The 12,593-nt window shown below is 51.1% G+C and carries 8 protein-coding genes; 5 read left to right on the top strand and 3 right to left on the bottom strand.

What is annotated here, in order from left to right; genetic code table 11:
- Positions 1–13: 13 nt before the first annotated feature.
- A complete protein-coding gene (locus ACN0YN_RS02325; RefSeq protein WP_417383367.1) occupies positions 14–2,203 on the bottom strand; it encodes a sulfatase-like hydrolase/transferase in 2,190 nt (729 codons plus the stop codon).
- A gap of 308 nt (positions 2,204–2,511) precedes the next feature.
- On the opposite strand from ACN0YN_RS02325, the gene ACN0YN_RS02320 reads away from it, so the two are divergent.
- From ACN0YN_RS02320 to ACN0YN_RS02305, 4 genes are read left to right on the top strand one after another with little or no spacing between them, the layout of a single operon-like run.
- Complete coding sequence (locus ACN0YN_RS02320) at positions 2,512–4,977, top strand: PSD1 and planctomycete cytochrome C domain-containing protein (RefSeq protein WP_417383366.1); 2,466 nt, start codon at positions 2,512–2,514, stop codon at positions 4,975–4,977.
- Positions 4,978–4,979: 2 nt separating this feature from the next.
- Positions 4,980–6,431, top strand: coding sequence for a DUF1501 domain-containing protein (locus ACN0YN_RS02315; protein WP_417383365.1), 1,452 nt, complete (start codon positions 4,980–4,982; stop codon positions 6,429–6,431).
- A 25-nt stretch (positions 6,432–6,456) separates the two neighbouring features.
- Complete coding sequence (locus tag ACN0YN_RS02310) at positions 6,457–8,370, top strand: alpha/beta hydrolase family protein (RefSeq protein WP_417383364.1); 1,914 nt, start codon at positions 6,457–6,459, stop codon at positions 8,368–8,370.
- Between the two features lie 28 nt (positions 8,371–8,398).
- Positions 8,399–9,727 carry a sulfatase-like hydrolase/transferase gene (locus ACN0YN_RS02305; protein ID WP_417383363.1) on the top strand — a complete coding sequence of 443 codons (1,329 nt, stop codon included), beginning with the start codon at positions 8,399–8,401 and terminating at the stop codon, positions 9,725–9,727.
- Between the two features lie 121 nt (positions 9,728–9,848).
- Here the strand turns inward: ACN0YN_RS02305 and ACN0YN_RS02300 are convergent, their stop codons facing one another.
- Positions 9,849–11,288 carry a PAS domain S-box protein gene (locus ACN0YN_RS02300; RefSeq protein ID WP_417383362.1) on the bottom strand — a complete coding sequence of 480 codons (1,440 nt, stop codon included), beginning with the start codon at positions 11,286–11,288 and terminating at the stop codon, positions 9,849–9,851.
- Between the two features lie 428 nt (positions 11,289–11,716).
- Between ACN0YN_RS02300 and ACN0YN_RS02295 the strand changes: the two genes are divergently transcribed.
- Positions 11,717–12,019, top strand: coding sequence for a BON domain-containing protein (locus ACN0YN_RS02295; protein WP_417383361.1), 303 nt, complete (start codon positions 11,717–11,719; stop codon positions 12,017–12,019).
- Between the two features lie 72 nt (positions 12,020–12,091).
- Here the strand turns inward: ACN0YN_RS02295 and ACN0YN_RS02290 are convergent, their stop codons facing one another.
- A complete protein-coding gene (locus ACN0YN_RS02290) occupies positions 12,092–12,487 on the bottom strand; it encodes a rhodanese-like domain-containing protein (protein WP_417383360.1) in 396 nt (131 codons plus the stop codon).
- Positions 12,488–12,593 lie beyond the last annotated feature (106 nt).

Here is a 12,593-nt window from a genome sequence, read left to right as displayed (position 1 = left end):
ACTGCCTGATCCCTCAACGCTTACCATAGATGGGAGGCTTCCAGCCCTTAGGAAGTCGCCCCTGTGGTCGTACGCCATAGGCGTCTGCGGGGATGGGATGATCTTTAGCAGCCTGCAGCGGCAGATCATCGGGCAGATGCTTGATCTTGAAATCCTTGTACTGGATTTTCATCTGTGGTCCCACATGAACCTGTACTGCCAGCACACCTTCCAGAGCACGCCCTTTTTCGTCCAGATCAATCAGATCTGCTGTCTTGTGTCCGTCAATCCAGTGCTGATGATGATTGCCTTCCACGAGCACACGGAAATCATGCCATTCGTCGGGTGCGAATGTTTCCACAGGCATTTTCCCAACCACCCAGGGCTGCCCTTCCGGGTCGATGATGACCTTCTCCCCCGTATGCGAAAGAATACGGCGGCCTTTCTCTTCATACAGCATCCCGTTGTAGTTGGGATTATTGGCAACCACATCACACTGATAGCCGGTCACGATGTCCAGTCCCAGATCGGGTCGTGAGGTACCTCGATACTGCAGACCACTGTTTCCGCCGGCAGTCACTTTTACTTTGACCCGCAGATCAAAATTGCGAATCGTGGAATCCTTCCAGGTGATGAAGCGGTTCATCTTCAGTGTGCCGTCCGTCTTGCCTGTCAGGGCTCCTTCTTCCACTGACCAGTACTGTGGATCTCCACTCCAGTGACGCAGTGTCTTCCCGTCAAAGACGGATACAAAACCTTCCGAATCTGGTTTCGCCCCCACCGCTGCGGAAGCCACAGGATGTGGAACAGTCGAGTCGGTAAACTTCCCTTTTAACGGATCGAGCGGTCCGCCCAGTTCTTTCACGCGACTGGTTGTCCGCTCGCGCATTTCTTTCAGTGTTTTCTGATAGTCCGGATGATCCGCCAGGTTCACCAGTTCATCTGGATCCTGTTTCAGATCGTGCAGAAACTCATGATTGCCATGATCAAAGTACCGCACATATTTGAATCGGTCATTCCTCAACCCTTCAAAGGCAGGAATTCGGCTGCGAACTGCAAAATGCTCGTGAAATGCTTCGGTTCTCCAGTCGGCAGGTGTCTTTCCCGCTATGATTGGCTGCAGACTGTTTCCCTGATAACGCTCCGGGATTTTGACTCCGGCCCAGTCCAGGAACGTGGCGGGCAAATCGAGATTCAATGCGGGTGCGCTCGTCACCTGACCACGCTGATCGGCGGCCACACGGGGATCGAAGACAATCAAGGGAACATTTAACGCATTTTCATAATGCGACCACTTCCCTGCGAATCCACGATTTCCCATGTAATAGCCGTTATCTGCTGAGTACACAATAATGGTATTCTTATCCAGGCCGGCCTCTTTCAGAGCCGCCAGAAAGCGACCAATGGCTCCATCAATCCCACTGACCATCCGGTAATAGGCTCGCATATTGGTCTGATATTTTTCATCAGTATTCCACCGCCAGAAATAACGTTCCCGATTGATTGTCGTTTTCAGAAAATCAGGTTGTCCGTCGAAGATCGACGGCGTATTCAGACGGGGTGGAGCAATGGTAATGTCTTCATACATGCCATCCACGGCACGCGGCCAGGGAAAATGACCGATTCCCGGTCGGCGGTCACTGTCTTCCGCATGACAGGCATTGAACCACAGATTCAAGGCAAACGGTTTCCCCTTGGGTTGTGATTTCAGAAACTCGATCCCCCGGTCGACGATCAGTTCGGTCTCATGACGCAGACTGCCGTCCGGCTGTTTTTTGTAATAAGGATTGCGGCTGATCGCTTCAAATTCATCAAAGTGTTGCTCTCTCTGAAACTCCTTTGGCATCTTCGCATGCCATTTACCGTAGAAGCCCACACGATAGCCGTTATCCCGCAGTAGATCGGTATACAGTGTTTTTACGGCCTCTGATCGCGCCATCTCGGGATTGCCGGGTGTTCCGTAACTGCGCCCCGTCAAACCGGTCAGAATCGTGGTGCGGCTCACCCAGCAGATCGCCTGGCTGACACAGGCATTCGAAAACCGGGTTCCCCGGGCTGCAAGTTCATCAATGTTAGGTGTCTTGATGACTTCGTTTCCATAGCAACCCAGTGTGCTGGTAGTCTGATCGTCGGCGAAGAAAAAGACGATGTTGGGTTTCTCGTCCGCGTACAACGAACTGAACGAAACAAAGAACAGTACAGTCAGATGCAGGATTAATTTCATGGCTGTCGATTCACTGATTTGGGTTTTAAAAAGTCCGGCTCGTCCATTCACGCCGGTAAATGGATGCAAACCGCTTCTTCCTGATACGGATGCTTACATAACACTGTAACTGACCGGAAAGGCAAAGGCGACTCTACTCTGTCAAAATTCAGACAGCTCCAAAGCAAAGACTTGTAACGGGGGGGAGCTGACCAGTAGAATAGTAAATCTACTTTATTAAACCTGCCACGACTTCCGCGCAGGTTCATGCACCGTCGTTACTCTTTCATCTGCTGAGACGGTCATGAATCGCAAACAAAACAATCACTGTGCTCACAAATCGAAAGCCTGCCTGCAATATGACTGATCAGGGATATCGCACTTTTCTGACAACGATTCTGATAACCCTGCTGCTGCTCTCTTCGCGCACTTTTGCCACTGAAAAAAAGATTGATTTTCAACGCGACATCGCCCCCATTTTGCAAAGCCGCTGTCTGAGCTGTCATCAGGACCGCATCCGCCAGGGAGGACTGGCACTACACTCCGATTTGGAAATGCACAAAGGGGGTGAAAGTGGTGAGATCATTGATCCCGGTGACCCTGATGCCAGTTACCTCATGGACCTGATCACTCCGCATGAAGGAACAGCAGAAATGCCTCGGGATGCGGCTCCTCTGACAGTAGAAGAAGTACAGTTATTTCGAGACTGGATTAAGCAAGGCGCTTCCTGGCCTGAGAACTTCGTTTTAGAACCTCCCGTGCTCTGGTCTTTAAAACCATTACAGCGACCACCGGTTCCAGAGATCGCCCAGCCATCTTCTGAATTCCCTATCCGTAACCCGATCGATGCGTTTATCGCAGCCCGTCATCAGTCAGCCGGTGTAAAACCCGCACCCCAGGCTTCGCGTCGGACACTCATTCGCCGTCTCTATCTGGACCTGACAGGACTGCTGCCGAGTCCCGCAGACGTATCTGCTTTCGTATCAGACAAGGATCCTGCAGCCTACGAAAAGCTGGTCGACAAACTGCTGGCGTCTCCCCATTTTGGTGAACGCTGGGGTCGCTTCTGGCTCGATCTGGCCCGGTATGCAGACAGCGATGGATATCTGGGAGACAGTATCCGTCCCCACGCCTGGGTTTATCGAGAGTGGGTGATCCAGGCGGTCAATGACGATTTACCCTTCGACCAGTTCTCCATCGAACAACTGGCAGGCGACCTCCTGGAAAAACCAGTGGATACCCAACTCATCGCGACCGGCTTTCATCGTAACACGTTGAGTAACACCGAAGCCGGCGTGGATCTCGAATTATATCGCACCAAGGAACTTGTCGACCGCGTCAATACGACGGGCATGGTCTGGCTCGGCCTGACTCTGGGCTGTGCCGAATGCCACGATCACAAGCATGATCCCATCTCACAGAAAGAGTTCTACCAGATTTATTCCTTCTTCAATAACGCCGACGATTCCAGCGTGAAAGTCAGCCGCGACTGGGACACTGCGGAATACAAGGCAAAACAGAAACAATGGCAGCCTGACTATGATCAAGCACTGGCCTCGTTGAAAACGTTCGAAAAAAAGGATCTTACAAAAGAACAGAAAGCAGAAATCACCAAAACGCTAGAGAAATATAAAAAATCCTCCGACCTCAAAACCTTGACGAAATTCTACGAGACAAAGCAACCAGGCTGGGACAAACTCTATTCGCATCTGGAATCACTTCTCAATCAACGCCCCGCGCCGCCGGCAACCAGGGCACCGACGTTCAAAGAACGTACCAAAGACCGCCGCGAAACTTTCGTGCATGTCCGGGGTATCTATAATCAGCCAGGCGACAAAGTGAATCCGGGCACGCCTGCAGTTCTACCTGAATTCGATTCTACAGAACCACTGACGGACCGCCTGGATCTGGCACAATGGCTATTCCAGGAGGACAACCCCCTGACTGCTCGCGTGGCCGTCAATCGCATCTGGCAGCATCTGTTTGCCCGCGGGATTGTCGCGACTCCCAATGACTTCGGCACCAAAGGGGAACCCCCAACGCATCCACTCCTGCTCGACTGGCTGGCGGCAGAATACAAATCACAAAACTGGAGCCGCAAGGCGATGATCCGCCTGATTGTCACTTCTTCCGCTTATCGTATGTCCTCCGCAGCGAATTCCCGACAGATGGAGCACGACGTCAATAATCAGCTCCTCTGGCGGCAAAACAGTTATCGCGTTGAAGCCGAAATTGTCCGCGACATTCATCTGACTGCCAGTGGTCTGCTGGATCGTACGATTGGTCGACGCGGAATCCGGCCTCCCCTGCCTGCTTTCGTCACCGATGTCGGTCGCAGTGTAAAATGGCCCGCCACGGAAGGGAGCGCACGCTATCGCCGAGGCATGTATATCGTCTTCAAACGGACCGTTCCCTACCCGATGCTGATGACCTTTGATGCACCTGACTCTACGGTTTCCTGTAGTCGTCGCGAACGCTCGAACACACCATTGCAGGCGCTGACCCTGCTCAACGGACCGATGTTTTTCGAAAGCGCCCAGGCACTGGGGAAACTCATGTGGGAACAGCATCAGGACGATCTGACCGCTGCGACAGAAGAGATGTTTCTGCGTTGTTTCTCCCGCCCCCCTGCTCCACGCGAACAGGATTTCCTCAATGCAGCATATGCCGATCTGCTTTTCCTGGCGGAAAAGAATCCTTCGAAAACAGAACCGAAAGAGTCTGCTCAACAGACCGCCATGATTCAACTGGCAAGAATTGTCATGAATCTGGATGAATTTATCACACGAGACTGACTATGCAGATCCCACAAACCAACGAGTTTCAAGCACTCAACCGCCGCCGTTTTTTCGCAACCAGTGCCAGCGGTCTGGGTTCGCTCGCTTTGGCATCCCTGATGAAACAGGACGGCTTACTGGGAAGTGAACAGCAGTTGGCACATTTTGCCCCCCGCGCAAAACGCTGCATCTACCTGTTCATGGAAGGCGGCCCCAGCCAGATGGACCTGTTCGATCCCAAGCCGAAGCTCAACGAGCTCGACGGTCAACCGATGCCTGATTCACTGTTAAAAGACATCAAGTTCGCGTTCATACAAAAAGAAGCCGCGCGGATCATGGGCAGTCCACGGACATTCAAAAAGTATGGCGAATGTGGAATGGAACTTTCCGATCTGCTGCCTCACCTGAGCACCTGCGTCGATGATATCGCTCTGATCCGCTCCATGCACTGTGAACAGTTCAATCATCTACCCGGGCAGTTGATGATGCTCTCCGGTTCCGATCTGCAGGGCCGCCCGACACTCGGTTCGTGGTTGAACTACGGCCTGGGAAGTGAGTCGGAAAACCTCCCTGGCTATGTCGTACTTGCGACTTTGGGACGTGGTTTACCAGGTGGCGCTTCCAGCTGGTCGAGTGGTTTCTTGCCGTCTCAGTATGCAGGTACTTTATTTCGAAACCAGGGAAGCCCGGTCCTGAATCTGGCGAACCCACCTGAAATCTCAGCAGCAGCCCAGATGCGGAGCCTGCAGACAATCAACGAATTAAACGGTCTGCGCTATGAACAGATTGGGAACCCCGAAATATCCAGCCGCATTAAAGCCTATGAACTTGCCTTTCGCATGCAGCAGACGGCCCCTGAACTCCTGGATCTTTCCGGTGAAACGAAATCAACATTAGAAGAGTATGGCGTCACTCGCGAAGAAGCCTCCAAAAGTAGCACTTCCGGTTTTATGGGTTCTTATGCCCGCAACTGTCTCCTGGCACGACGCATGGTGGAACGAGGGGTACGGTTTGTTTCCCTGTTTCTCTCCACCTGGGACCACCATAGTTCGCTCGACAGTGGACTGGAGCGTTACACAAAAATTTCTGACCAGCCCGTCGCGGCATTGTTGAAAGATCTGAAGCAGCGCGGATTATTAGATGAAACACTGGTCGTCTGGGGAGGCGAATTCGGCCGCACACCGCTGGGTGAGAATCGAGTCAATTTCAAGAAAGTAACGGGCCGCGATCACCACCCCTACTCCTTCAGTATGTGGCTGGCTGGTGGAGGTATTAAAGGGGGACAGGTAATCGGCGAAACCGATGAAATTGGCTGGGGCGTCGCGAAAGATCCCGTGCATGTCCACGACTTACACGCCACAATCCTCAAACTGTTCGGCCTGGACCACGAAAAACTGACATACCGTTTCCAGGGCCGCGACTTCCGACTGACCGATGTATCAGGAAAGATCGTCGAACAACTCCTGGCGTAAAGCCAGACAGCAGGAAACCGCCTTCATGCGCGCTTTAATTTTTTTGAGCATCCTATTTATCAGCGGTACCAGCAACGTGCAGGCGCAGTCAGACTATCGCGTCCTGCCAAGCGACTTTAACGCCGATAAAAGTCAGCAGATAATGCGGTCCTATCTGAGAAAGCAGGTCCATGCCTCTCTGGATACCCGTCTCAAGGAACTCGAAGCCGCTTTAAATTCGGAGAAAGCACTCGCCGCGTATCAGCAGAAGCGACGCGAAATATTACAAGAATCATTGGGAAAACTCCCTGAGCGCACACCGCTCAACCCCCAGTCAATGGGAATCATCCAGCAGCCCGGCTTCACGATTGAAAAGATTCTCTATGAAAGTCAGCATGGTTTTCATGTTACTGCTAACCTCTATCGCCCCACAGGAACAGGCCCGTTTCCTGCGATCCTGCATCCAGTTGGACACAGTGAAAACGGGAAAGCGTACGAATCGTATCAGCGGGCCAATCGACTGCTGGTACAGCATGGTTTTATCGTACTCTGTTTCGATCCAATTGGTCAGGGGGAACGTAAACAGATTCTCGACGAAGCAGGCAGTCCCCGTCATCGAGGAAGTCACGAACACCAGGAACTGGGCCCCGCCCCGATCCTGCTGGGCCGCAGTCTGGGAACGTATATGCTGTGGGACGGCGTTCGCGGAATTGACTATCTCTGCAGTCGTCCTGATGTCGATGCTTCGCGAATCGGGTGTACCGGGAATTCAGGGGGCGGTAACCTGACCAGTTACCTGATGACCTTTGACGATCGCATTCTGGCGGCTGCACCCGGTTGTTTCATGACCACCAATCGCTTCAAGAATGAAAGCCCTGGACCGGGGGATGCCGAGCAGAACCTGTTTGGACAAATCGGCGCCGGCTTCGATCACCCCGATTACATTCTAACGCGTGCTCCCAAACCAACGCTGATCCTCGCTGCCACGAAAGACTTCGTCCCCATAGAGGGTACCTGGGATGCTTATCGTCAGGCCAAACGGGTTTACACCCAGCTTGGTTTTCCCGAACGAGTCGATCTGATTGAAGCCAATGAAAAGCATGGATTCAGCCAGCGTTTGCGTGAAGGAGCCGTCCGCTTCTTTGCACGCTGGCTGCAGGGGAGACAACTGGAAGTCACGGAAACCGACGAGTCACCGGTTCTGACAGACAAAGAACTCCAGGTCACTCCACAGGGGCAGGTGCTCAAGCTGCAGGGCGAGCGCAACCTGTTCGACCTGTTCACAGACTATGAACAACAACTGGCAGCCAATCGCCCCCCGCTCACACGTAAACTCGTTCGTCAGGTTACAGGAATTCGTAGTCTAAAAGACCTGCCCACTCCTGAAGTCAAACTTCTGGAGAGCAAAAAGAAGTCGAACGCACCTCAGCGACTTGTGATTACGCCGGAACCCGGAATTTCTCTCCCTGCCCTCTATTGGGGTGGCGGAAATGAGTCACCGGTTCTGATCGCCCCCACATCAGGCATGAATTCCAGTGTCAAAACCGCCGAACAACTCAATGCCCAGGGGCACCCTGTTCTGATTGTGGAAGTACGGGATACAGGCGAGACGAAAACCAGAACCTGGCGTTTCCCTGGTGCAGACTATTACATTGCACATATGCTGGGACGCTGCTGGCTGGGAATGCAGGCGGAAGATTTACTGGTTTCCGCCCGCTGGCTGCAGTCACAGAACAAAGACAAACCAGTGAAACTCCAGACAAAGGGAGAGCTCGGCCCTGCTGCTTTGCATGCTGCGGCACTCGAACCGGGACTGATCTCTCAACTGCAACTCGAAGATTCATTGAATTCGTGGCGGGATTTACTCACGTCACAGGATGCATTTCATCATCTGCCTCTCGCAGTTCAGAATGTTCTGACCTTTTATGATTTACCCGACTTGAAGAAACTTTCAGACTAAATATTGATCAATCACTGAGGATCATCCTATGAACATTATAAAATCTGCAGTCAGTCTGTTGACCGCCTTGCTGCTAATCACGCCTGTCTGCCTGAATGCTGCCGAAACGAAGTCGAATATCCTGCTGATCCTGGCAGATGATGTCGGCAGCGATGCGATCGGTTGCTATGGAGGTCGCAGCTATCCAACACCCCACATCGATGCCCTCGCGAAAGGTGGCATGAAATTCAATCACGGTTATGCCATGCCCGTTTGCCATCCGACACGCGTCTGCCTGATGACGGGGCGGTATCCGTTCCGCTTTGGCAAAGCTGGTTCAAAGTGGGGAGATTTTCCCCGTGACGCGGAAGGAATTACCATCGGCAACCGCATGCAACAGGCCGGCTACGCCACTGCCGTCGCAGGTAAATGGCAGCTCTGCATGATGAAAAACGACAAACAGCATCCCAGCCGTGTCGGTTTTGATGAATGGTGTCTATTTGGCTGGCACGAAGGGGGCCGCTATCATCATCCCCTGATTTATCAGAACGGTTCGCTGCGGGACGACACTTCCAGCCTGTACGGCCCTGAAGTCTATGCAGATTTCCTGATTGATTTCATGAAACGCAGCCATAAAGCGGGCAAACCCTTCTTTGCCTATTACCCGATGGCACTCTGCCACGATGTGACCGATGACTTGAAAGACGAGCATGTGGCTTATTACAAATATGGGCGCTGGATGACCTACGGCGAAATGATTGCCTCCATGGACGATATGGTCGGTAAAGTCGTAGACTCATTGAACGAGACAGGTGTGCGTGACAATACGTTAATCATTTTCACCACCGATAATGGCACTCCCGCTGCCAGTTATCTGACCGTGAATGAAAATGGAAAAATGGTACGACCTAAAGTCCTTTCTATCAGGAATAACAGCATCGTACCCGGCGGAAAAGGGAAACTGGATGATACGGGAACGCGCGTGCCTCTCATTGCTAACTGGCCTGGACACATCAAAGCTGGTACTGAAGTTGATGACATGGTCGACATGAGCGATTACCTGCCTACGGTTACTGAAATTGCCGGATTGAAAGCAGCCGACGTCCCTCGTGACGGCATCAGCTTTGCCCCTGTCCTGTTTGGAAAACCTGACCAGCGTAAAACACGGGAGTGGATTTACATTGAACTCCGCAATAAAAGCTGTGTCCGTTCCCCAAACTGGAAGCTGTACCGGGACGGTCGCTTTTATGACCTGCAACAGGATCCTGGAGAAAAGTCGCCGCTGAAAGTAGACCAGTTGACAGGAACTGCAAAGCAGAACCATGCCGAATTATCGAATGTTTTGAGTGATCTGCAGGGTCCCCTCACAGCGCCTTAATTAGACTGCAGACCTGTTGACAAGTACTCCGAAACGATGCCATTTCATTAAGGTTACGACAGGATTCTTTAACGCTTCTGGTCTGCGATCTAATCGTTACCAGCAGAGTAATTCTCTTGTTTCATTGTGAATCCAGGTTATCTGCATCCATTGAAACAATGATGTGTGCGACTGTTCCTTTCCCAACTGCCGACTCCAGACGAAATTGTCCCTTAATCAGCGAAAGGCGAAACTCGATATTACTCAACCCCATCCCACCTGCTTCTGACAAATGCGTTTCCAGCTGTTGTGGATCAAAACCAATGCCCTCATCTGAGACAATGATTTCTACTTCCTGATCTGAAACCGAATGCATACTGACATGGGCCTGAGTCGCCTGAGAGTGTTTCACGACATTAAACAGAATTTCGCGAATACACTCATAAAGAACGATTTTCGTCAGTTCCGCCTGTGGGCTCACTGTTTGATCCAGGTCGAGCGTCACAGTCAGATTGTACCGTTCCAGCATATTGTGCGCTAACCATTCCAGGGCCATAGCCAGACCTTCTTCATGCAGGACCACCGGATTCAGTTCGGCAGTCAGGGAACGGGTAACTTCGATACTCTGGTTTAACAGTTCATCTGCCCGCGCCAGTGTCTCCCCTACTGATTCTGAAGTCGTCCCCTTTCTGGCAATCCCCAGATGAATCCGCACCCCGACCAGTAACTGCTGAAGATGGTCATGCAGAATATTGGCCAGCTGGCGGCGCTCACGTTGTGCAGCCACAGCAACTGCTCGTGTGAGTTCAGCCTGTTTCTGTTCGGCCTGTTTTCGTTCGCTGATATCAACAATAATCCCGGCAAAGATTTCAAACAGAGGCAGATCAGTCACGGAAAGTTCAATCGGAATCAGCGTTCCATCACGATGGCAGGCCTGCAGTTCACGGCGTGCTCCGACAATATTTGAAATCCCGGTTTCCAGATATTGCGAGATATAATGATCATGATTTTCCCGGACCGGTGGCGGTGTGAGCAGGCTGACATTCTGACCGGTTATTTCGCCCGCTGTATAACCAAACATCTTCTCCGCAGCAGGATTAAAGGACTGGATTATCCCACGTCGGTTGATCGTAATTACCGCTTCAATGGCTGTTTCAACAATCGCGTTCAACTGAGCCTGCGTTTGACGCAATTTACTGGAAACAACCCGCTGCGTTCGTATCCGATGTAACGTTTTTCGAAACAGTTCATCATCAACCGGTTTGATGAAGTAATCTGCAATTTCGTTCCTGAATGCAAGAATCATATTTTGAACTTCTGACAGCGAAGTAATGATGATTAGTTCTGCATCCTTCGCCAGCTGTTGTATCCGGGGGAGTAACTCATCTGTCCTGCCATCCGGTAATTCATGCTCCAGGATGATCAGAAAATAATCTGACCAGTTTTCACGGTTCATCAACTCGTCGATGGTTTCAGCAGTATCAACCTGAAATCCTTCCGTCGACAGAATCTGCATGATCTCTAAACGCGATTCCGGATCAGGTTCGACCAGTAGTACTGGAAATATTTTTCTGTCTGGCATATTTCTGTCTCTCAAAGCGATTCTGCTGAAACCGCCCATTCAGTCCATGAAAAGTCAATTCTTTCATGTAACGCAGTAAATGAGAATTGGCTATCGGTTGGATCAAAGTTCCTCTAGGGAATTCCCCTATGAAACAACGGCTGATTTTCCGATTACCGCTATCGTACTGGTATTATAAGCTGATTCCTACTGGCATCCCGCATCAAACCAGAAGGATCGCAAGTATGCTACCAGCGGAAACTGAGTATCCTGGTGCAATTACTTGAGTCATCAACACACGTTATTCAGTATTCATACCGCCAAAACAGGATCTTAATAAAAGTTGCGACAATCAGGCTGTTGAAGCAATCGCCCCCACAAGCACACCGCACTACGCCAGGATGGCCGTCTTCCTTGTCAGCGTCACGATGACAAATAAGGAGAGTACTTTGAAACTGCAGAACAAAACACGAATTCAGTTCAACGCCAATCCCGACCTACAGCTTAAATTTCGGATCAGAAGAAAATTGCACACTGCTGGATATGCGGCTTTAAGTGCAATTCGAATTGAAGTCCACCATCGTGAAGTATTTCTGGAAGGAACTGTTACTTCCTATTTCATGAAGCAGATGGCGCAAGAACTGATCATGACTGTCGACGAGGTTAAAAAAGCTCATAATTTTTTAACTGTGGACACATCGGGACAGCAACCCGAAGTCAAGCTGAATTTAGATCATGGACGACCTGAGTAATACCGCTCACGGAGTGTATTGCAGCCTGCCCCATCGTATCTACCAGGAACAGAATTTTGTCCTTAAGGTTATTTAAAGCGGAGGAGTCCTGTCAGCAGACTCGCAGGATTTCGATTGAATAGATTCATTAAGGATCGACGGTCCATATTCAACCGGAAGTTTTGCAGCCCGCCAGTCAACTTTACCCGGTTCATAATCGAAGACAGACTCGTACCCCAATTCCAGGAGGCACCGGGCGGCGAGTTCAGACTGCTGGCATGCAAAGTTCAGACTGTAGACCACAATCATCTGACTGAGCTCGGGAATCAGGAACAAGACACGTTCATTGAAACAATCACTGAGTGGTACATTGACGGCTCCCGGAAGATGATATTCCAGGAAAGAAACCTCTGGTAATACTTCTACCAGCTTCACGTCCGGGCACGACCTCAGAAGTTCCCGTAATTCATTTCTGCTGATTGTCACCATCAGTACCAATTCCTGTCAACAGATGTCATGCATTTGAAGAGACGCGCTGATGCAGCATTGAGAATATCAACCGGCAACAGTTGAAATCTAACAGGTATGAAGACTG

The organism is Gimesia sp. (assembly GCF_048260065.1).
In the GTDB taxonomy this organism is placed as follows: domain Bacteria; phylum Planctomycetota; class Planctomycetia; order Planctomycetales; family Planctomycetaceae; genus Gimesia.
The sequence above is the reverse complement of the archived record's forward strand: the minus strand, read 5'-3'. Positions and strand labels throughout refer to the sequence as shown.

What these genes read in the sequence shown, in the direction of transcription:
- ACN0YN_RS02300 (WP_417383362.1), bottom strand. Translation starts at nt 11,288, where the DNA reads ATGCCAGACAGAAAAATATTTCCAGTACTACTGGTCGAACCTGATCCG.
- ACN0YN_RS02305 (WP_417383363.1), top strand. Translation starts at nt 8,399, where the DNA reads ATGAACATTATAAAATCTGCAGTCAGTCTGTTGACCGCCTTGCTGCTA.
- ACN0YN_RS02315 (WP_417383365.1), top strand. Translation starts at nt 4,980, where the DNA reads ATGCAGATCCCACAAACCAACGAGTTTCAAGCACTCAACCGCCGCCGT.
- ACN0YN_RS02310 (WP_417383364.1), top strand. Translation starts at nt 6,457, where the DNA reads ATGCGCGCTTTAATTTTTTTGAGCATCCTATTTATCAGCGGTACCAGC.
- ACN0YN_RS02325 (WP_417383367.1), bottom strand. Translation starts at nt 2,203, where the DNA reads ATGAAATTAATCCTGCATCTGACTGTACTGTTCTTTGTTTCGTTCAGT.
- ACN0YN_RS02290 (WP_417383360.1), bottom strand. Translation starts at nt 12,487, where the DNA reads ATGGTGACAATCAGCAGAAATGAATTACGGGAACTTCTGAGGTCGTGC.